The organism is Streptomyces fructofermentans (genome assembly GCF_014651055.1).
Classification (GTDB): domain Bacteria; phylum Actinomycetota; class Actinomycetes; order Streptomycetales; family Streptomycetaceae; genus Streptomyces; species Streptomyces fructofermentans.
In genome coordinates this window covers 69529-91141 of sequence record NZ_BMWD01000020.1, presented here as the reverse complement: position 1 = coordinate 91141, position 21613 = coordinate 69529, and the positions used below count along the sequence as shown (strand labels likewise).

The 21613-nt window shown below is 72.1% G+C and carries 15 protein-coding genes; 4 read left to right on the top strand and 11 right to left on the bottom strand.

The genetic code is table 11. From position 1 onward, the window contains the following. Window positions 1-61: 61 nt before the first annotated feature. From IE265_RS25335 to IE265_RS25325, 3 genes are all read right to left on the bottom strand, one after another. Window positions 62-307 (bottom strand): DUF6458 family protein, encoded by a 246-nt coding sequence (locus IE265_RS25335; protein ID WP_190037988.1) that lies wholly within the window; start codon window positions 305-307, stop codon window positions 62-64. Between the two features lie 145 nt (window positions 308-452). Then, entirely contained in the window at window positions 453-1751 is a 1299-nt protein-coding gene (locus IE265_RS25330; protein WP_190037987.1) for a M18 family aminopeptidase, read from the bottom strand. A 129-nt stretch (window positions 1752-1880) separates the two neighbouring features. Then, a complete protein-coding gene (locus IE265_RS25325) occupies window positions 1881-3707 on the bottom strand; it encodes an acyl-CoA dehydrogenase (RefSeq protein WP_190037986.1) in 1827 nt (608 codons plus the stop codon). Between the two features lie 247 nt (window positions 3708-3954). Between IE265_RS25325 and IE265_RS25320 the strand changes: the two genes are divergently transcribed. Next, window positions 3955-4458: an SseB family protein gene (locus tag IE265_RS25320; protein WP_190037985.1), complete on the top strand. Its 504-nt coding sequence runs from the start codon at window positions 3955-3957 to the stop codon at window positions 4456-4458. Window positions 4459-4634: 176 nt separating this feature from the next. Further along, complete coding sequence (locus IE265_RS25315) at window positions 4635-5408, top strand: pirin family protein (protein WP_190037984.1); 774 nt, start codon at window positions 4635-4637, stop codon at window positions 5406-5408. Window positions 5409-5479: 71 nt separating this feature from the next. Here IE265_RS25315 and IE265_RS25310 read toward each other — a convergent pair whose 3' ends face one another. Both IE265_RS25310 and IE265_RS25305 read right to left on the bottom strand, forming a co-directional pair. Beyond that, window positions 5480-6844 (bottom strand): cytochrome P450, encoded by a 1365-nt coding sequence (locus IE265_RS25310; RefSeq protein WP_190037983.1) that lies wholly within the window; start codon window positions 6842-6844, stop codon window positions 5480-5482. 286 nt (window positions 6845-7130) lie between these two features. Continuing rightward, entirely contained in the window at window positions 7131-9278 is a 2148-nt protein-coding gene (locus IE265_RS25305) for a SpoIIE family protein phosphatase (RefSeq protein ID WP_190037982.1), read from the bottom strand. Between the two features lie 188 nt (window positions 9279-9466). On the opposite strand from IE265_RS25305, the gene aspS reads away from it, so the two are divergent. Then, entirely contained in the window at window positions 9467-11230 is a 1764-nt protein-coding gene (gene aspS / locus IE265_RS25300; protein WP_190037981.1) for an aspartate--tRNA ligase, read from the top strand. 177 nt (window positions 11231-11407) lie between these two features. Here the strand turns inward: aspS and IE265_RS25295 are convergent, their stop codons facing one another. From IE265_RS25295 to IE265_RS25275, 5 genes are all read right to left on the bottom strand, one after another. Beyond that, window positions 11408-11884 (bottom strand): hypothetical protein, encoded by a 477-nt coding sequence (locus tag IE265_RS25295; RefSeq protein WP_190037980.1) that lies wholly within the window; start codon window positions 11882-11884, stop codon window positions 11408-11410. Between the two features lie 80 nt (window positions 11885-11964). Continuing rightward, complete coding sequence (locus IE265_RS25290; RefSeq protein ID WP_229916501.1) at window positions 11965-13053, bottom strand: glycosyltransferase; 1089 nt, start codon at window positions 13051-13053, stop codon at window positions 11965-11967. 295 nt (window positions 13054-13348) lie between these two features. Then, window positions 13349-14116, bottom strand: a complete 768-nt coding sequence (locus IE265_RS25285; protein ID WP_190037979.1) for a calcium-binding protein — start codon at window positions 14114-14116, stop codon at window positions 13349-13351. A gap of 487 nt (window positions 14117-14603) precedes the next feature. Then, window positions 14604-16328, bottom strand: a complete 1725-nt coding sequence (metG, locus tag IE265_RS25280; protein ID WP_190037978.1) for a methionine--tRNA ligase — start codon at window positions 16326-16328, stop codon at window positions 14604-14606. Window positions 16329-16496: 168 nt separating this feature from the next. Further along, window positions 16497-18143 (bottom strand): VWA domain-containing protein, encoded by a 1647-nt coding sequence (locus IE265_RS25275; RefSeq protein ID WP_190037977.1) that lies wholly within the window; start codon window positions 18141-18143, stop codon window positions 16497-16499. A gap of 236 nt (window positions 18144-18379) precedes the next feature. On the opposite strand from IE265_RS25275, the gene IE265_RS25270 reads away from it, so the two are divergent. Beyond that, entirely contained in the window at window positions 18380-20464 is a 2085-nt protein-coding gene (locus tag IE265_RS25270) for a PhoX family protein (protein ID WP_190037976.1), read from the top strand. A gap of 114 nt (window positions 20465-20578) precedes the next feature. Here the strand turns inward: IE265_RS25270 and IE265_RS25265 are convergent, their stop codons facing one another. Next, window positions 20579-21502, bottom strand: coding sequence for a LysR family transcriptional regulator (locus IE265_RS25265; RefSeq protein WP_190037975.1), 924 nt, complete (start codon window positions 21500-21502; stop codon window positions 20579-20581). Window positions 21503-21613 lie beyond the last annotated feature (111 nt).

Here is a 21613-nt window from a genome sequence, read left to right as displayed (position 1 = left end):
GCCGGAGCCGCGAGCAGTGGACCGACCGCGGCGCGGTCGGCGCTCCGGCGCCGGGGGACGGTCAGGCGCCGTAGCCGTCGCTGTAGCCGGTCCGGTTGGTGTGGCCGGTCTCGTCGATCACCGTGGTGGTGGTCGGCGCGACCCGCCGCCGCTTGGCGATGCTGGTGAACGTCGCCACACCGATCAGGCCGACGATCATGAAGATGATGCCGACCAGGTCGAGGTTGACCCCCTGCATGTCCCAGTCGGTCGCGAACGTGAGGATCGCTCCTGCGGCGATCAGAATGATGCACCCGCCCAGGCCCATGGGTGTCGCCTCCTGTTGAACACGGTCTCGCTCCGGGCCCGGGACCGTGTGGTTCCCGGGTCCGGTCCGGGTACCCGGACCCGGCCCCTCCATGCGGCGGGGGGCCGGACAGGTGTTCCCGGAGCGGACCGGCGGGCGGGCCCGACTAGCCCTCCAGGAAGGCGACCAGGGAGTTCGCGAGCAGGAACGGGTCGTCCGCGGCGCACAGTTCGCGCGCGCTGTGCATCGACAGGATGGCCACACCGATGTCGACGGTCTTGATGCCGTGCCGGGCCGCGGTGATCGGGCCGATGGTGGTGCCGCAGGGCATCGAGTTGTTGGAGACGAAGGTCTGCAGCGGCACGCCGGCCTTCTCGCAGGCGGCGGCGAACACGGCACGGCCCGAACCGTCCGTCGCGTAGCGGTTGTTGACGTTGACCTTGAGGATCGGACCGCCGCCCGCGCGCGGGTGGTGCGTCGGGTCGTGCCGCTCCGCGTAGTTCGGGTGGACCGCGTGCCCGGTGTCGGAGGACAGGCAGACCGTGCCCGCGAAGGCGCGCGCCCTGTCCTCGTACGAGCCGCCGCGGGCGAAGACAGAGCGTTCCAGCACGGTGCCGAGCAGCGGGCCGTCCGCCCCGGTGTCCGACTGCGAGCCGTTCTCCTCGTGGTCGAACGCCGCGAGGACCGGGATGAAGCCGGGTGACCCGCCCGCGGTCGCGACGGCCGCCAGCGCCGCCGTGGCGGCGTGCACGGACAGCAGGTTGTCCATGCGCGGGCCCGCGAGCAGTTCCTGGTCGCGGCCCAGGTAGGCGGGCGGTTCGACGGAGTGGACCATCAGGTCCCAGCCGCTGGTCTCGCCCTCGGCCACTCCCGCCTCCTCCTCCAGGAAGCGGACGAGGTCGCCGTCGCGCACGGTGTCGCCCAGGCCCCAGACGGGCTGGAGGTGGCGCTGCTTGTCGAGCTTGAGGCCCTCGGCGCTGACGGAGCGGTCGAGGTGGATGGCGAGCTGGGGGACGCGCAGCAGCGGCCGGTCGACGTTCACCAGCCGGGTGGAGCCGTCGCGCAGCGACAGGCGCCCGGAGAGGCCGAGGTCGCGGTCGAGCCAGGAGTTCAGCAGCGGGCCGCCGTAGATCTCGACGGCGACCTGGCGCCAGCCGTGGGCGCCGCTGTCCGGGCGGGGCTTGACACGCAGGTTGGGGGAGTCGGTGTGCGCCCCGACGATCCGGAAGGGGGTGTGGGGCAGGGCGCCGTCCGGCACGTACCAGGCCACGATCGCGCCGCCGCGCAGTACGTACTTCCCGCCGCTGGTCCCGTCCCACGCGTCGGTCTCGGCGACCTGCCGGAAGCCCGCCTTCTCCAGCCGCTCGGCGGCGTTGGCCACCGCGTGGTACGGGGACGGGCTCGCCGCCAGGAAGGACATGAGGTCGTCGGTGTGTCCGCGGTCGAAGCGGGGCGGTGTGCGCATGGGTTCACCTTAACGACGTACGAGGGCCCGTTCCCGGGGACGGGAACGGGCCCTCGTGGGGGGTGTGTGCAAAGGGGATGGCCGGGGGGTGTCCGCCGCCGGTGGGGTGGCGGCGGCCCGGCCGCGGGGCTAGAAGGCGGCCTCGTCCAGCTCCATCAGGTCGAGCTCGACGGCCTCGGCGAGCTTGCGCGCGCCGGTGACGCCCGGCAGGACGTTGGCCGCGAAGAACTTCGCCGCCGCGATCTTGCCGGTGTAGAAGGCCTTGTCCTTGGCCGGGGCGGTCTCCAGCTTCTCGGCGGCGACGGCCGCGCCCTTGAGGAGCAGGTGGCCGACGACGACGTCGCCGGAGGCCATCAGGAGGCGGGTGGTGTTGAGGCCGACCTTGTAGATGTTCTTGACGTCCTGCTCGGTGGCCGCGAGGTCGGTGAGCATCAGTCCGACGATCGCCTCCAGCTCGACGGCCGCCTTGGCGAGGTGCTCGCGGGCGCCGGACAGCTCCTCGCCGCCGGTGCCGAGCGCCAGGAACTTCTTGATGTCCTCGGCGAGCGAGTTCAGCGCGGCGCCCTGGTTGCGGACGATCTTGCGGAAGAAGAAGTCCTGGCCCTGGATCGCGGTCGTGCCCTCGTACAGGGTGTCGATCTTGGCGTCGCGGATGTACTGCTCGATCGGGTACTCCTGCAGGAAGCCGGAGCCGCCGAAGGTCTGCAGCGACTGGGCGAGCTGCTCGTAGCCCTTCTCGGAGCCGTAGCCCTTCACGATCGGCAGGAGCAGGTCGTTCATGGCTTCGAGGGCCGAGGCGTCCTCGCCGCCGGCCTCCTTGACCTGGATCTCGTCCTGGATCGCGGCGGTGTGCAGCACCAGGGCGCGCATGCCCTCGGCGTACGCCTTCTGCGTCATCAGCGAGCGGCGCACGTCCGGGTGGTGCGTGATGGTGACCTTGGGCGCGGTCTTGTCCATGAACTGCGCGAGGTCGGGGCCCTGCACGCGCTCCTTGGCGTACTCCAGCGCGTTCAGGTAGCCGGTGGAGAGCGTGGAGATCGCCTTCGTGCCGACCATCATGCGGGCGAACTCGATGATGCGGAACATCTGGCGGATGCCGTCGTGCTTGTCGCCGATGAGCCAGCCCTTGGCGGGGTGGCGGTCGCCGAAGGTCATCTCGCACGTGTTGGAGGCCTTGAGGCCCATCTTGTGCTCGACGTTCGTGGCGTAGGCGCCGTTGCGCTCGCCCAGCTCGCCGGTCTCGAAGTCGAACTCGTACTTGGGCACGAGGAAGAGGGAGAGGCCCTTGGTGCCGGGGCCGGCGCCCTCGGGGCGGGCGAGGACGTAGTGGAGGATGTTCTCCGACATGTCGTGCTCACCGGACGTGATGAACCGCTTCACGCCCTCGATGTGCCAGGAGCCGTCCTCCTGCTCGACCGCCTTGGTGCGGCCGGCGCCCACGTCCGAGCCGGCGTCCGGCTCGGTGAGCACCATGGTGGAGCCCCACTGCTTGTCGACGGCGATCTTCGCGATGTGCTTCTGGACCTCGGTGCCCTCCTCGAAGAGGATGCCGGCGAACGCCGGGCCCGAGGAGTACATCCAGACCGCCGGGTTCGCGCCGAGCACCAGCTCCGCGTACGCCCAGATGAGGGAGCGGGGCGCGGTGGTGCCGCCGATCTCCTCGGGCAGCCCCAGCCGCCAGTACTCGGAGTCCATGAAGGCCTGGTAGGACTTCTTGAAGGACGCCGGCACGGGCGCGGTGTTGGTCTCCGGGTCGAAGACCGGCGGGTTGCGGTCGGCGTCGGTGAACGACTCGGCCAGCTCGTTCTCCGAGAGGCGGGTCAGCTCGTCGAGGATGCTCCTGGCGGTCTCGGTGTCCATCTCCGCGAACGGGCCGGTGCCGTACAGCTTGTCGCGCCCGAGCACCTCGAAGAGGTTGAACTCGATGTCGCGGAGATTCGACTTGTAGTGCCCCATGGCGACGGCTCCGTAAAGGGATCGGGGAGGTGGTGAGTCCTCGTACCTGGTTCGACTCTGGTGCGCATCTGGTTCGCGTACCAACCAGTAGCCAAGATGATGCTACCCGCCGGTAATAAGAATCAACCCCTGGTTGCCCAAGTGTGAGCAGGGTCTACCTTCGGGCGCGCCCGGGGACTCCGCCACCTGTTCGAGCAAATCCGGCGTGCACGTCCAGGTGCGGCACCGCGTCGGTAGGCTTGCGCCCATGTACGGCTATGACCAGAACGTGGGACCGGGGCAGCAGCAGTACGCGCAGCCCCAGCCGCCGCCGCAGCAGCAGATGCCCGGTGGGGTCGGCGGGGTCGGCGGGTACGGCCAGCAGCAGCAGCCGCCGCTCTACCCGGAGCCGTCGCCGCCCTCGCTCGTGGACGCGGTGCGCGCCTTCACCACGGGGTCGCTCACCCCCGAGGACTTCCAGCAGGTCTTCGCCGGTTCCAAGGTGTACTGCCCGCGGGGGGACAACCCCGGCTTCCTCGCGCTGCACAACACGCAGCAGCCGGTGATCCCCATGTTCACCTCGCTCAAGGAGCTGCGCCGGTACGCCGGCAAGGAGTCCAAGTACTTCGTGATCACCGGGGCCGAGGTGATCGACCTGCTGCCCACCGGGTACGGGTTCGTGCTCGACATGGAGGGCGACCACCGCATCGTCTTCGACGCGAAGGCCGTCGAACAGATGGTCGACTTCGCGATGCGCCGGATGTACGGCTAGACCCTGTCCCGGCGCCCGCGCGATCACCGGACGGCGGGCCCGCGGGTCCCCGTGCCGCGTACGCCGGCGCACCCCGACAGAAGGACGCCCGGAGGGAATGCCCTCCGGGCGTTCTGTGTTCCCGGTGGCAGAAAGTTCTACGTTCAACTAAACTTCGAGCACAAGGAGGTACCGACATGCCTGCAGTGACCGTCGAGAACCCGCTCACCCTGCCCCGTGTGGCGGCGTCGGCGGAGGCCGTCGCCCGCCCGATCGACGGAGTCTTCGACCACCAGGACTCCAACGGCGGTGGCGGGACGATCACGAACGGTGACACCCAGTGGATGACGGCCGGAAGCGGCCTGCTCCACATCGAGGCCCCGCCGGAGTCGCTCGTCGTGTCGGGCGGTCTCTTCCACGGACTCCAGCTGTGGGTGAACCTGCCGGCCAAGGACAAGATGATGGCGCCCCGCTACCAGGACATCCGCGGCGGCCAGGTCCAGCTCCTGTCCACCCCCGACGGCGGCGCGCTGCTGCGCGTCATCGCCGGTGAGCTGGACGGCCACGAGGGCCCCGGCATCACGCACACCCCGATCACCATGATCCACGCGACCGTGGCGCCGGGCGCCGAGCTGACGCTCCCGTGGCGCGAGGACTTCAACGCCCTCGCGTACGTGATGGCGGGCCGCGGCAGTGTCGGCGCGGACCGGCGGCCGGTGCGCACCGGCCAGACCGCCGTCTTCGGGGCGGGCTCCTCGCTGACCGTCCGGGCGGACGAGCAGCAGGACTCGAACACCCCGGACCTGGAGGTCGTCATCCTCGGCGGCCGGCCGATCCGGGAGCCGATGGCGCACTACGGGCCGTTCGTGATGAACACCCGCGAGGAGCTGCAGCAGGCCTTCGACGACTTCCAGAAGGGCCGCCTGGGCACGGTCCCGGCCGTCCACGGGATGTCCGAGGGCGGGCTGTAGGACCCGTCCGGCACCACGAGAGGGCCCCGTCCGGCACGGACGGGGCCCTCTCGCCGTCGAGGGGGCGCCGGTCAGCCGCGGGCCCGCAGGCGGACCCGGGCGGGCCCCGTCGCCAGGAGCGTGATCCCGGCCGTCACGGGCACCTCGGTGTCCACCGCCTCCAGCTCGTACGAGCGCAGCAGCGCCGCGACGGCCAGTACCGACTCCAGCATCGAGAAGTGCCGGCCGATGCAGGCGCGCGGGCCGCCGCCGAAGGGGAACCAGGCGTAGCGGTGGCGGGCCGCCTCCCGCTCGGGGGTGAAGCGGTCCGGGTCGAAGCTCTCCGGGTCGTCCCACAGACCGGGGTGCCGGTGGGTGACCCACGGCAGGACCACGACGTCCGCGCCCGCCGGGATCGGACGGCCGTCCACCTCCGCGGCCGCGACGGAACGGCGGCCGATCACGGGGGCCGCCGGGTACAGCCGCATGGCCTCCTTCAGCACGCGCGTCAGGTACGGGAGCGCGTCGAGGTCGGCGGCCGAGGGCGCCCGCCCGGACGGCAGCCGGTCTGCCTCCGCGCGGGCGCGCTCCTGCTCCCTCGGATGGCGGGCCAGCAGGTGCAGCGCGAACGCCATGGAGGTCGCCGTCGTCTCGTGGCCCGCGAGAAGGAAGACGAGCACCTGGTCGCGGAGTTCGGCGGCGTCGAGGCGGCCGTCCTGCTCGCTGCCCGCGCGGGACAGCAGGGAGAGCAGGTCGTCGCCCTCGGCGGAGCCCTCCGGAGCCGCCCGGCGCTCCGCGATGATCCGGTCGCAGACCGCGTACACCGCGCGCGCCGCCGCCGCGGCCCGTCGGTTGGCGGGCAGCGGCCAGGACCGCGGCGGGCTGACCGGGGAGTACCCGCGCCGGGTCACGTACGCGCTCACGACGGGGAAGTTGTCGTGCACGACGTCGACGGCGGCCTCGACGTCGGCGCCGAAGAGGATGCGGGAGACCGTGCGCAGCGCGAGCCTGTCCATCTCCCGCACGACGTCGACCACGCCGCCGGGCGCGTCCCGCCAGCGCTCCACGGTGCCGTCCGCCTCCCGCGTCACCGCGGCGGCGTAGCCGTCGACCTGGCGCTTGGTGAACAGCGGCTGGATCAGGCGGCGCTGGCGCTGGTAGTCCTCGTCCTGGCTGGTGAGCAGGCCGTTGCCGGCGGACAGCCGCAGCTCCTCGTAGAAGCGGTTGTCCTTGCGGAAGTTGGCCGCCTGCGTGGCCAGTACCTGCTGGGCGCCCTCCGCGGAGAAGACGCAGTGGAGCACGGTGCGCAGGCCCGGCGGACCGGCGGACAGCCGTACCACGTCGCCGTGTTCGCGCCGGACCCGCAGGAAGGTGCCCAGGGCGTCGCGCTGGAGGTCGAGCGCCGAGCCGAGCAGGGGAAGGCCCTTGGGCCCGGGTATCTCAGTGATGGCGGCCATGGGGCGCATCATCGCCCACGGTCGCGCCGGCCGGGACGGGGCCCCGCGGATGCCGTCGTGCCGCGCCCCCGGGGCGCCGCCCCGCCGCACGCCTGCTCGGCCGGGACCCGCGGTCCCTCTCCCCGAAGCCCTGCTGCCCCCGGGGCCCTCCCGTCCTCAGGTCCCGCCCTCGGGTGCTCCCGGCACCGTCGGCCGCTGCCCGGCCCCGTACCCCGGGCGGCCGCCCGGGGACCTGGGCGGTGGTCGCCGCGGGCGCGTCGGGGGCCGGCGTCCGCGTGGGGCCGGGCTACGCGTCCGCGGACGCCGCCTCGCCGAGTTCGAACCAGATGCTCTTGCCCTCGCCCCTGGGATCGACGCCCCACCCGTCCGCGAGCAGCTCCATCAGCACCAGGCCCCGGCCGGAGGACGCGAGTTCGCCGGGATGCCGCCGGTGCGGCAGGTCGTCGCTCCGGTCGGTGACCTGGACGCGCAGCCGCCTGCCGCCGGCCCCGCCCGTCACCTCGGCGACGAGCAGCGCGTCCGCGTCCGTGTGGACGAGCACGTTCGTGACCATCTCGGAGACGAGCAGCACCGCCGAGTCGACCTGCTCGTCGCAGGACCAGTCGTGCAGGAACTCGCGCAGCTGCTGCCGGGCACCCGCGACCCGCTGCGGCTCCGCCTGCGCGACGGTCAGCACGGTCCGCCGTACGGAGGGCTGTTCGGTCACCGTGTCGCCGCGGCTCTCCCCCGCCCGGCACAGCAGCAGTACCGCGATGTCGTCCTCGCGGCGGTCCACGAGCGGTCCGGTCGTGTGGTGCGAGGAGGGCCCGTGCACGGCCTGGACCAGCGCGTCGGCGAGCGACTCCAGGTCGCCTTCGTGGTTCTCCAGGGTGGCGCGGACGCGCTGCCAGCCGGTGTCCAGGTCGTGGCCGCCGGTCTCGATGAGGCCGTCCGTGCAGAGCAGCAGGGTCTCGCCCCGCTCCAGCACCAGCCGGGTCGTCGGGTAGTCGGCGTCGGGGTCGATGCCGAGCGGCAGTCCGCCCGCGGTCGGCCGGGAGAGCACGGTCCCGTCGGCCATGCGTATCGCCGGGTCCGGATGCCCGGCCCTGGCGATCTCCAGGACCCCGCTCTCCGGGTCCACCTCGACGTACAGGCAGGTCGCGAACCGCAGGTCGGCGCCCGCGGCCTCGTCGTCGGCGTACGTGATGCCGTACAGGAAGCGCGAGGCGCGCGAGAGGACCGCGTCGGGCCGGTGGCCCTCGGAGGCGTAGGCCCGCAGCGCGATCCTGAGCTGGCCCATCAGCCCCGCGGCGCGGACGTCATGGCCCTGGACGTCGCCGATGACCAGCGCGAAGCGGCCTGCACCCGGGCGGCTGCCGGACGTGCCGCCCGGCAGCGGGATCATGTCGTACCAGTCGCCGCCGACCTGGAGGCCGCCACCCGTCGGCACGTACCGGGCGGCGAGGCTCATCCCGGGGATCCGCGGCCCCAGGGTGGGCAGCATCGAGCGCTGGAGGCCGTCCGTCAGCTCCCGCTCGGACTCGGCGACACCGGCCCGCGAGAGGGCCTGGGCCAGCATCCGCGCCACCGTCGTCAGTACGGAGCGCTCGTCGGGCGTGAACGTGACCGGGTAGGTGAAGCCCGCCATCCACGCGCCCATCGTCCGTCCCGCGACCGTGAGCGGGAGGAACGCCCAGGACTGGCGTCCGAAGGGCTGGGCGAGCGGCCAGGTGGCGGGATAGCGGCCGCGGTAGTCGTCCGGCGAGGACAGGTAGACCGCCCGGCCGGTGCGGACGACCTCCGCGGCGGGGTAGTCGGTGTCGAGCGGCATCTGCACGAACGGGCCCTCGTCCCCCGGCTGGTGCCCGTGGTGCCCGACGACCGTCAGCCGGTCGCCCTCGGCCCCGAAGACCGCGAGCCCGTCGGGCGAGAAGCCGGGCATCGACAGTCCGGCCGCGACCCTCAGCACCTCCTCCGTGGACCGCGCCTCGGCCAGCGCCCGGCCCGCGTCCAGCAGGAACGCCTCGCGCGAACGCCGCCAGTCGCCCGTCACGGGAGTGCGCGAAGCGGTGCCCGGCGGCTGCTCGCTGACCTCCTGGAGGGTGCCGATCAGCTCGTACGCCCCGGTGTCCGGGTCGATCGACGGCTTGGAGCGGCTGCGTACGGTACGGACCACGCGGCCCCGGTCGTCCATGATCCGCAGCCGTGCCTCGGCGAGGGTGCCCTCGGCGAAGGCCAGCTGCACGATGCCGTCGACCTCGTTCCAGTCGACGGGGTGGAAGCGGGCCCGTACCTCGGTCTTCGTGACCACGGCCGACGCGGCGGGCAGGCCCAGCAGCCGGGCGGCCTCGGAGTCGAGGGTGATCTTCCCGGCGGTCTCGTCCCACCTCCACAGACCGGTGGCGAGACTGGCGAGGACATCCCCCAGGGGCGGGAGGGGATCACCGATGCGCATTGCCCCACTGTATGAACAGGTGCGCGAAGGTTGCCACCGAGAACGGTCGCGGGTCCCGCACCCCCCGGCCGGCGCCCCCGTCCGGCCGCGGCCCGCCCCATTGCGGGCGGCGATCTCGGGGCGGCCGGTACGCTTGGGAGAGTTTCACGTGAAACAGACCCCGATACGCGAAGACTGGATGAACGACGATGCATCGGTACAGGTCCCACACCTGCGGCGAGCTCCGCGCCTCTGACGTCGGCACCGACGTCCGGCTGAGCGGCTGGCTGCACAATCGCCGAGACCTGGGTGGCATCCTCTTCATCGATCTGCGCGACCACTACGGCATCACGCAGCTCGTCGCCCGCCCCGGCACCCCCGCGTACGAGGCCCTCGACAAGGTCTCCAAGGAGTCCACGGTCCGCGTCGACGGCAAGGTCGTCTCGCGCGGAGCGGAGAACGTGAACCCGGACCTCCCCTCCGGCGAGATCGAGGTCGAGGTCGGCGAGGTCGAGCTGCTCGGCGCGGCCGCCCCGCTCCCCTTCACGATCAACGCCGAGGACGGCGTCAACGAGGAGCGGCGCCTGGAGTACCGCTTCCTCGACCTGCGCCGCGAGCGCATGCACCGCAACATCCTGCTGCGCACGGCCGTCATCTCGGCCATCCGCCACAAGATGACGGCGCTGGGCTTCAACGAGATGGCGACGCCGATCCTCAGCGCCACCTCGCCCGAGGGCGCGCGCGACTTCGTCGTGCCCTCGCGCCTCAACCCCGGCAGGTTCTACGCGCTGCCGCAGGCCCCTCAGCAGTTCAAGCAGCTGCTGATGATCTCGGGCTTCGACCGGTACTTCCAGATCGCGCCCTGCTTCCGGGACGAGGACGCCCGCGCGGACCGCTCGCCCGGCGAGTTCTACCAGCTCGACGTCGAGATGTCGTTCGTCGAGCAGGAGGACGTCTTCCAGCCGATCGAGAAGCTCATGACCGAGCTGTTCGAGGAGTTCGGCGGCGGGCGGAACGTCACCTCGCCGTTCCCGCGCATCCCGTTCCGCGAGTCGATGCTGAAGTACGGCTCCGACAAGCCCGACCTGCGGGCCCGGCTGGAACTCGTCGACATCACCGACGTGTTCGAGGGCTCGGAGTTCAAGGCCTTCGCGGGCAAGCACGTGCGCGCCCTCGCGGTGCCGGACGTGTCCGCGCAGCCCCGCAAGTTCTTCGACCAGCTCGGCGACTTCGCGGTCTCGCAGGGCGCCAAGGGCCTGGCCTGGGTGCGCGTGGCGGAGGACGGCTCGCTCACGGGCCCGATCGCCAAGTTCCTCACCGAGGAGAACGTGGCGGAGCTGACCAAGCGCCTCGCGCTGGCGGCCGGACACGCGGTGTTCTTCGGCGCGGGCGAGTTCGACGAGGTCTCGAAGATCATGGGCGCGGTCCGGGTCGAGGCGGCCAAGCGCGCCGGCCAGTTCGAGGAGAACGTCTTCCGCTTCTGCTGGATCGTCGACTTCCCGATGTACGAGAAGGACGAGGAGACCGGCCGGATCGACTTCTCGCACAACCCGTTCTCGATGCCGCAGGGCGGTCTGGAGGCTCTGGAGAGCCAGGACCCGCTGGACATCCTGGGCTGGCAGTACGACATCGTCTGCAACGGTGTCGAGCTGTCCTCCGGCGCCATCCGGAACCACGAGCCCGACATCATGCTCAAGGCCTTCGAGATCGCGGGCTACGACCGTGAGACCGTCGAGGAGCAGTTCGCGGGCATGCTCCGCGCCTTCCGCTTCGGCGCCCCGCCGCACGGCGGGATCGCCCCGGGCGTGGACCGCATCGTCATGCTCCTGGCCGACGAGCCGAACATCCGGGAGACCATCGCGTTCCCGCTGAACGGCAACGCGCAGGACCTGATGATGGGCGCGCCCACGGAGCTGGACGAGACGCGGCTGCGCGAGCTGAGCCTCTCGGTGCGCAAGCCGCAGCCCAAGTAGCTCCCGCGGCAGACCCCGACGGACCCGAACGGCCCGGAACCGACGTCGGTTCCGGGCCGTTCCGTTGCGTGCGGCGCCGGAGGACCGCGGGTGTGCGGACGTCCTGCCCGGCGCGGAGTCCGGCGGGGCCGTCGAGCACGTCACGTCACGCCGCGGGCGGGCCGATCGCGGCGCGGCTCAGGTGTCGTACGTGCCGTCCCAGGGCGGGCCGAAGCCCAGCCGGTCCGGGTACAGCTCGGCCCAGGGCTCGCCCTCGTCCTCGCCGGTCAGCATCCCGAAGAGCACGCCGTCGACGGTGAGCTGGAAGGGCCGGACGGCGATGTCGGTGTAGCGGCGCCGGGGCAGGCTCCTCAGGAGCTTCGCCAGATGCGCCTGGGCCTGGGCGAGGACCGAGTCCGGGCCCTCCGGGGTGCGCTGCTGCTCCGCCCAGGTCCCTGCGCACCAGATCTCGGAGTCCCGGTGGCGGCCCTCGGAGTCGAAGGTGTGGAGCACGGTGAAGAGCCGCTTGTGCTCCTCCCAGCCGTCGTCGGGACGGAACCCTTCGGGGAAGGCGTACGTGACCGAGCCCAGGAACTGGCCCTCCGCGTAGTGGCCGATGGCCTGGGTGCGGTGGCGCGGTTCATAGACGATCGGAACGACCTCGGGGACTGCCATGGCGAAACCATACGGATGAACCGTGCCCACGCCATAGCCGGGGCCCTCGACGAGGGCGCTCCGGGACGGAAGTGCGCCGGTCAGCGGGCTTTCAGCAGCTTTTCCGCGAACTCCCGGTTGGTGACCGTCTGGCGCCGGTGGGCCTCCGGCAGGTCCGGCATCGACAGCAGCCGGTCGCAGGCCCGGAGCGAGGCCTCCGGGTCGCCGGTCCAGTAGGACGTGATCGAGAACTCGAACAGCAGGCCCCACCGGTACACCCACGGCTGCACGAACAGCAGGTCGTCCGGGGGCTCCTGGTCGAGCCCGGCGCGCACCACGGCGTGCGCCGCGTGGTGGCGGCGGTCGCGGCGCAGCCGGGAGGCGAGTTCGTAGCAGGCCTCCAACCGCGCCGGGCGCGCCTCCCAGGCGCGGGTCAGGGCGTCCAGGGCGGCCGGCCACTGCCCGCCGCCCTCCCCGGGCGCCGACTCGGCGCGCAGGACACCGGACTGGAGGAGCGCGTAGTACACCTCCTCCTGCCAGCCGCCCATCGCGGCACGGCGCTCGTAGAGGTCGATCGCCTCCGCGGTGCGGCCCATGTCGCGCAGGGTCTGCGCGAGGTAGAAGACGGTCCGGGGGTTGCCGGGGTCCCGCTCCAGCTCGGCCCTGAGCAGTCGGGCGTCCCGTTCGAACTTGTCGTGCCGGGAGCCGCCGTCGGCGAAGTCCTCGACGACCAGGGCGTCCAGGTTCTCCTGGCCGTGGTCGCGGTCGGCGGTGAGGTACTCGTGCGTGACGCCCTCGTACCGCCAGGGCAGACCGCCGCGGACCAGCCGCTTGATGCGGTACTCGGTCGTCCCCTCGTGGCGGATCATGTACGCGTCGGCGGTGAGCGGCGGGAGGGGGCCCTCACGGCGCAGGACGTGGTCGGCGTCGAGCAGGAGCAGGTAGTCCGCCCTGTCCCGGGCGTGCCCGATGTTCAGGCTGCGGTTGTGCCCGAAGTCGACCCACGGCTCCTCCCGGAGTTCCCCGGGGACGCCCTCCAGCGCGGCACGGACCAGGTCCTGGGTGCCGTCCGTCGACCCGGTGTCGGAGATGACCCAGGTGTCGATCAGGTCCCGTACGGAGGCGAGGCATCGTTCGATGACCTTCGCCTCGTTCTTGACGATCATGCAGAGGCAGATGGACGGCTTCACGGCAACACCACTCCCGGCGACTCGGCCGGGGCGACCGTACGCACCGGACCGGGTCCGCGATGGCGCGGCTCGCCGAGGACGGGCGGATGATGCACCGACGCGCGGGCGCCCATTGGTGTTCGCGCTGTGGGACGAGCTGTTGATCATGTCGGCGGGGTTCACGGGCCGACCGGTACAGGGAGGACCACCCGGTCACCTGGGACGCCGTGAACCGCCCGGACGAGGGCGGGCCGCGCCCCCGCCGCCAGGACGGTCCACGCGCGAGCCGTCCGGTGACGGCTCGCGGGGTCCCGGGCTACTTCAGCGCGACACCGTCGCCGTAGGCCGTCGCGGTGCCGGTCGTGCCCGTGCCGGCGAACTTCCAGCGCCAGGTCCCGGCGGAGTTCGCGGTGACCGTCGTACGGAGCCTGCCGCTGTTGTCGGTGGTCACGTGCTTGACCGTCGAGTAGGTCGAGCCGCCGGACTTCTTGAACTGCAGGGCCACCGACTGCGAGGCGTGGCCCGCGTAGACGTTGGTGTCCCAGTTGGCCCGGGTCAGCGTCCCCGTGACGGTGAGCGTGCCGCCCCTGGCGACCGGCTCGGGCGAGGCCTGGGTGTTCGACAGCTTGGCGTACCGCTTGACCCTGACGGGGGCGCTGTCCTCGAGGTCGTAGAAGTCGGTGTCGTTGGCGGCGGCCTCCGCGGTGAAGTGCCAGGTGCCCGCAGAGCTGTTCCTGAGGTCGTAGTAGTCGGTGCGGTCGGAGTCGAGGGTGTACCCGTACACGCACTTCATGGTCGTCGACGTGGGCCGGGTGCAACTCGAGGAGCTCGCGTGCACGATCCGGTCGTCGGGGCTGACGAGCTTCGGCCCGTAGATGCCCTTGATCCCGGAACCGTCCTTGGCGGTGGCCGTCACAGTCACCTTCTGCGCCGTGCCGGTACCGACGTTGACGGTCGTCCTGCTGAAGTCCAGCGAGGTGAAGACGGTGTCGCCCTTGGCGGTGTCGGCGTGGGCCGGGGTCGCCGGGAACGAGAGCAGGGCCAGGGTGCCGAAGGCGGCACCTGCGGCGGCGCGGATACGCATGTTTCTCCAGAAGCGGGTGAGCCGGAACTCTGTCCGGGCCGAGAGGAGACTCGCTGCGGCCCCGCTTGGTTGTACGGTCCGGCCCCGCAGGTCGGTGGCGCACGGACCGCCCGCGGGGCCGGACCCGGCGAAGGCCGTCCGGAGGTCCTTGTCCGAAAGATGGTGCACTTCCCCTATGTCACGGACATAACGGGCCTCGACGTCTGGCACCTGGACGCGTCAATCGATGTCGGGCCGATCGGCCGCGCACCGGGAAGTACCGCGCCCCCTCCCGCTGCGGCGCCCCCCGCCCGCGTCCTGGGGCGACGCGGATTCCGACCTCACCCGCCCGTGTGAGTCGCCATCGCGCGCGCCCGCGGTGGAGCGCGCCGCCCCCCACGTGCGGCGTTCCGGCTGCGGCTGCGGCCGTGCGGGAGACGGAGAAAGGGGGTGGCCGACGTCGTAACGCGTACGACGTCGGCCACCCCCTTTCAGGGAACGCGCGGTGCTACTCCGGGGCGCCGCCGAAGCGCTCCTTGTACGCCTCCAGGTCCTCGTCCGTGATCTTGGCGAAGAGGACCGGCGGGACGGTGAAGGCGGTGCCCGCGGGAACCGAGTCCAGGGACCTCGCCCCGTCCGCGGTCACCCATGTCGCCGTGTCGTCGGCGAGGGCGAACGCCGAGCGCATGGCCTGGGCCGAGGACGGGATGAAGGGCTGCGAGACCACCGAGTACAGGTGGATCAGGTTCATCGCCGTACGCAGGGTCAGTGCCGCGCCCTCGGGGTTGGTCTTGATCTCCAGCCAGGGGGCCTTCTCCTCCAGGTAGGAGTTGCCCGCCGACCACAGGGCGCGCAGCGCCGCCGCGGCCTTGCGGTACTGGAGGGCGTCCATCTGGGTCTCGTACTCGGCGAGCAGGCCGGCGATCTCCTCGCCGAGCCGCGTCTCGGACTCGCCCGCCGCCGCTCCCGCGGGGACCTCGTCGCCGAAGCGCTTCCTGGAGAAGGAGAGCACGCGGTTGACGAAGTTCCCGAGGGTGTCCGCCAGGTCCTTGTTCACCGTCGCCGTGAAGTGCTCCCAGGTGAAGGACGAGTCGTCCGACTCCGGGGCGTTGGCGATGAGGAAGTAGCGCCAGTAGTCCGCCGGGAGGATGTCCAGCGCCTGGTCGGTGAAGACACCGCGCCGCTGGGAGGTGGAGAACTTTCCGCCGTAGTACGTCAGCCAGTTGAAGGCCTTGACGTAGTCGACCTTCTTCCAGGGCTCGCGCACGCCGAGTTCGGTCGCCGGGAACATCACCGTGTGGAACGGGACGTTGTCCTTCGCCATGAACTGCGTGTAGCGGACCGGGTTCTCGCCGGTGTCCGCCTCGTACCACCAGGACTTCCAGTCGCGGTCCTGCGGGTCCTGGTCCGCCCACTCCTTCGTCGCGCCGATGTACTCGATCGGGGCGTCGAACCAGACGTAGAAGACCTTGCCCTCGGCGGCCAGCTCGGGCCAGGTGTCGGCCGGGACCGGCACGCCCCAGTCCAGGTCACGGGTGATGGCACGGTCGTGCAGGCCCTCGTTCAGCCACTTGCGGGCGATGGACGAGGCGAGCTGGGGCCACTCGTCCTCGTGCCGGGCCACCCACTCCTCGACCTCGTGCTGGAGCTTCGACTGGAGGAGGAAGAGGTGCTTCGTCTCGCGGACCTCCAGGTCCGTCGAGCCGGAGATCGCCGAACGCGGGTTGATCAGGTCCGTGGGGTCGAGGACACGCGTGCAGTTCTCGCACTGGTCGCCGCGGGCCTTGTCGTAACCGCAGTGCGGGCAGGTGCCCTCGACGTAGCGGTCCGGGAGGAAGCGGCCGTCGGCCGGGGAGTAGACCTGGCGGATGGCCCGTTCCTCGATGAAGCCGTTCTCGTTCAGCCGGCGGGCGAAGTGCTGGGTGATCTCGCGGTTCTCCGGGCTGGAGCTGCGGCCGAAGTAGTCGAAGGCCAGCTCGAAGCCGTCGTAGACCGCCTTCTGCGCGTCGTGCGCCTGCGCGCAGAACTCGTCGACCGGCAGGCCCCGCTCCTTCGCCGCGAGTTCGGCGGGTGTGCCGTGCTCGTCCGTGGCGCAGATGTAGAGGACGTCGTGGCCGCGCTGGCGGAGGTACCGGGCGTACACGTCGGCCGGGAGCATGGACCCCACCATGTTGCCCAGGTGCTTGATCCCGTTGATGTACGGAAGGGCGCTGGTGATGAGGTGTCGAGCCATTGCGGGCTGCTCCCAAGTCGCTACACGGGGTGACGGATTCGTTGTGCTTCGACCGTCTACGAACCTTGAAATCGTAGCCGACACGGGTGGGCCGCCCGCTCCTCCTTTTACGGGGTGGGAGCGGGCGGCCCGGGGTGTGCCGTGGGTCCGTCGGGGGTGTGTGCCCCGTTACGGGCGCCAGTTCGCGAGGACGCCCTCGAAGATCTCCGCGTCGGTCAGTTCGCGCGGGGTCGGACCCGCGTGGAAGAAGGCGGTGTTGTCCGTCTTCAGCTTCCGCAGGTAGTCGAAGGCCTTGTTCTCGTGCTCGCCGAACGCGACGAACGAGAAGAAGACGGCGGCATGGGTCTTGGCCGCGTCCGTGAGGGCCTGGGTGGCCGGGGTCTTGGCGTCCGGGGCGCCGTCCGTCTGGAACACCACGAGTGCGGGCGCCGCCGGGGTGTCCGACCGGTCGTGCTGCGCGAGCACCTCCTCGACCGCGACGTGGTAGCTCGTGCGGCCCATGCGGCCGAGGGAGCCGTGCAGCTCGTCGACCCTGTTCTCGTGGTCGGCGAGGGTGAGTTCGCCGGTGCCGTCCAGTTCGGTGGAGAAGAAGACGACGTGGACGGTCGACTCCGGGTCGAGGTGGGCGGCGAGGGCGAGGGTCTGCTCGCCGAGGGCCTGGGCGGAGCCGTCCTTGTAGTACGGGCGCATCGAGGACGAGCGGTCCAGGACGAGGTAGACCTTGGCCCGGGTGCCGGTGAGGTCGTGCTTCGCCAGGGCGGCGGAGGCGGCCTCGTAGGCGGAGGCGAGACCCGGGGCACGCGAGGTGACGCTGTCGAGCGGGGTCGCGGGGACGGCACCGTCACCGGCCTCGGCGGCAACGGGCTCGGGGGCGACCTCGGCCACGACGGGCTCGGGCTCGACCTCGGCGACGGGCTCGGCCACCACCGGCTCGGCCACGACGGCGACCGGCTCGGGCTCGGGGGCGACCTCGGCCACGACCGGCTCGGGCTCGACCTCGGCCACGACGGGCTCGGGAGTGGGCTCCGGGGCGGTCTCCGGCTCGGGGGCGGCTTCCGCGACGACCGGCTCGGGGCTGGGCTCCGGCTCGACGACGGGCTCCGGCTCCGGCTCGGTGACGGCGACGGGCTCGGGGGCGGCCTCGGCCACGACGGGCTCCGGCTCGACCTCGGCCACGACCGGCTCGGTGACGGCGACGGGCTCGACCTCGGCCACGACCGGCTCGGGCGCGACTTCGGCGAGAGGCTCGGCCACGACGGGCTCGGGCTCGACCTCGGCGACGGGCTCGGGCTCGGCCACGACCGGCTCGGGAGTGGGCTCCGGCTCGGCGACGGGCTCGGGCTCGACCTCGGCGACCGGCTCGGGTTCCGGGGCGGCCTCGGGGGCCACCTCCGCGACCACGGGCTCGGGCTCGACCTCGGCGACGGGCTCGGCCGCTACGGGCTCGGCCACGACGGCGACCGGCTCCGGCTCGGCGGTGGCGGGTTCCGGCGCGGCCTCGGCCACGACGGGCTCCGGCTCCGGCTCGGCGGCGGGGGACGGCCCGTCCGTCGCGGCAGCCTGCTTCGGGACCGTCACGTTGTCGAACGCGGCCGAAACCAGCTCGTCGACCACGGAGGCCTTGGACTCGGTGGCGGGTGCCGGCACCGGGACGTCCGGCTCGGCTGCCGCAGGCGTGGGCTCGGGAGCCGTCTCCTGCCGGGCGGCCGGCACGCTCGCTTCGGAGGTGGCGGCAGCGGTGGTGGCGGAGGTGGCGGCAGCGTCCTCCTTGCGTGACTTTCCGAACGCATTCCGCAGGAGGTTGAGAATGCCCATGTGCGCAACCCTTCGCATGAGTTGTTCCGTCAATCCCTGGCCAGGACGGACACGTAAGGTTAGCCGCCAGGATCGAAGATCTTTATCCGGCCCGAACAACGATCTGGGTCCCGTACGGACGTCGGTGTCAACACCCCTTCGTCCAGAGCCGGTTCACTCTCCGTTCACCTCACGTCCGCGCCCCCGCACGCGCGTCCCCATAGCGTCACGCCCGACACAGAGATAGGGGAGGGAACGTGCGCGACCTGCTGCCACTGATCGGCCCGACCGGCTCACACCCGGGCGGCCGCTCCGCGATGACCTGCCGGTACCGCTGCGGTGACGCCTGCTTCCACGCGGTGCCCAACACCAGCACCAACGAATACGCCGGCGACGTCATCGCCGGAGCGCTCGGCCGCCGCTCGATGATGCGCGCGGCCGCCGCCGTGACGGTCGCGGCGGCCGCGGGCACCGCGGTCGTCGGGGCGGGCGCCGCACCGGCCGCCGCCCGGACCGCCGAGCGGGCCCCGGGCGCCGCCCCGGAGTCCTTCACCGGCGGCAGGGCGGCACGGGGCCTGCGCTTCACCCCGGTGGCGCCGAACACCGCCGACGCCGTGACGGTCCCCGAGGGATACGGCCAGAACGTGGTGATCCGCTGGGGCGAGCCCATCCTGCGGGGCGCCCCCGCCTTCGACCCCGACCGGCAGACCGCCGCGGCGCAGGCCGGCCAGTTCGGCTACAACAACGACTTCCTCGCCCTGCTCCCGCTCCCCGGCGAGCGCGGCCGGCAGCTGCTCGTGGCGAACCACGAGTACACGGACGAGATCCTGATGTTCAAGGGGTACGACCCGGCCGCCCCGACCCGTGAGCAGGTGGAGGTGGCCTGGGCCGCGCACGGCCTCGGCGTCGTCGTGGTCGAGGAGGACCGCAGGAGCGGCAGGCTCACCGCCGTGCCCCGGCACCGGCTGAACCGCCGGGTCACCGCGACCACGGAGTTCGAGGTGACCGGCCCGGCCGCCGGCTCGGCGCTGCTGCGGACCTCCGCCGACCCGACCGGCAGGAAGGTCCTCGGCACGCTGAACAACTGCGCCGGCGGCGAGACCCCGTGGGGCACGACGCTGCACGGCGAGGAGAACTTCAACCAGTACTTCGCCAACGCGAGCCGCACGACGGACGCCCGCTACGGCATCGGCACGGGGGCCACCGAGCGCAAGTGGGAGCGCTTCGACCAGCGCTTCGACGTCGCGCGCGAGCCCAACGAGGTGCACCGCTTCGGCTACATCGTCGAGCTGGACCCGTACGACCCGGGCTCGAAGCCCCGCAAGCGCACCGCGCTCGGCAGGTTCAAGCACGAGGGCGCGACCATCCGCCTCACGGACGACGGCCGCCCGGTCGCCTACTCCGGCGACGACGAGCGCTTCGACTACCTGTACAAGTTCGTCGGCAGCAAGCGGATGCGCCACGGCAGCAGCCGTGCCGCCCGCGAGCACAACCTGACCCTGCTGGACGAGGGCACGCTGTACGTCGCCAGACTCACCGGCGACTCCCCGGCGATCGAGATCGACGGCACCGGCAGGCTCCCGGCCGACGGCGAGTTCGACGGCGGCGGCACCTGGATCCCGCTGGCCACCGCCACCGCGAAGGGCGCCGTCTCGCACGTCGAGGGCATGACCGCGGAGGAGGTCTACGTCTTCACCCGCCTCGCCGGCGACAAGGTGGGCGCCACGAAGATGGACCGCCCCGAGGACGTCCAGCCGTCCCCGCGCACCGGCAAGGTGTACGTCGCGCTGACGAACAACACCAACCGCGGTGTGGGCTCCAACGCCAAGGCGGACGAGGCCAACCCGCGCAACGCCAACAAGCACGGGCACATCCTGGAGCTCACCGAGCGCCGCAACCGCGCCGACGCCACGAGCTTCGGCTGGTCGCTGTTCCTCGTCGCCGGCGACCCGAAGGACCCCGCCACGTACTTCGCGGGCTTCCCGAAGGACAGGGTCAGCCAGATCTCCTGCCCGGACAACGTGGCGTTCGACCCGCACGGCAACCTGTGGATCTCCACCGACGGCGCACAGCTCGGCTCCCACGACGGCCTGTTCGGCGTGGCGACCACGGGCGGGCGGCGCGGTGAGCTGAAGCAGTTCCTGACCGTGCCGAAGGGTGCCGAGACCTGCGGCCCGATCGTCCAGGACCGCCGTGTCCTCGTGGCGGTGCAGCACCCGGGGGAGATCACCGGCGCGACCGTCGAGAACCCGGCGAGCACCTGGCCCGACGGCCCGGGCCGGATCGTGCGCCCGGCGGTCGTCGCGGTCTGGCGCAAGGACGGCGGCGACATCGGCGTGTGAGCGGCCGGGCGCCCTCACGAGGGGAGGGCGCCCGGCCCGGCCGCGTCCCTGCCCGTCCGCCGGGGCGCGGCCCATGACCCGCCCGCCGTCCCGCCGAGCCGGCCCGGGGGGGCGTCACACACCGGCCTCTTCCAGCCACTCCCGGTACCCCGGCGCCTGCCGGGCGACCTCCTGGTACGCCTGCGACAGCTCCGGGTAGACGGAGTCCAGCTCGGCCTCCGTACGCGCCGCGAGCAGCAGCCGCACCCCGAGCGGGTCGCCGTGGATGCGGCGTACCGCCATCTCGGGCCGGGGCTGGCAGGTCGGCTGGCAGACCGTGACGACCTCGCCGGTCGCCACCAGGGAGGCAGCCGTGTGGTAGTCGCCGTGCAGCACCCGGGGACTGATCCCGGCCCCGCGCAGCATGCGGTGCACGGCGTCCCACTCGCCGTCGACCGTGGGGTCCACCATCCAGCGGTCCCCGGCCAGCTCGGAGAGCCGTACCACCGGGTGGACCGCGGCCGGATGGTCGGCGGGCAGCGAGACGAACTGCGGCTCGCGTTCGACCAGGACGCGCAGCCGCAGACCGTCCGGGACGCGCAGCGGACTGCCCTCCACCTCGTGCACGAAGGCCACGTCGAGGCGGCCGTCGGCGAGCATGCGCAGCAGGGAGTTCGCGGACACGTCCATCTGGAGGAGCGGTTCGCGCTTGCGGGCGCGCAGCCTGCGCAGCCAGCCCGCGAGGGCGCGGCTGGCGGTGGAGCCGATACGGAGCTGCGGGCCGTCGTCGTCCATGGCGGCGGCCCGCGCCTCGGTGACCAGGGCGTGCATTTCGGCCACCAGCGGGCGGGCGCGGCCGAGGACGACACGGCCGAGCCGGGTCGGCCGGCAGCCGGTGCGCTCCCGCAGGAAGAGCGCGCCGCCGAGCTCCTGCTCGATGCGCTTGAGCTGGGTGCTCAACGACGGCTGGGCCACCCCGAGCTGGCGGGCCGCCCGGTGCAGGCTGCCCGTGTCGGCTATGGCGCACAGCGCGCGGAGGTGCCTCACCTCGAGGTCCATGCCGCCGGAGCCTAAAGCGGAACAACGGCGTACACCAGACGCACAAACCCCATCCAAAACAGCCGAGTTGGGCGGCCGAACGCGATCCGATAGCAGCGTCCTATCGCCGTT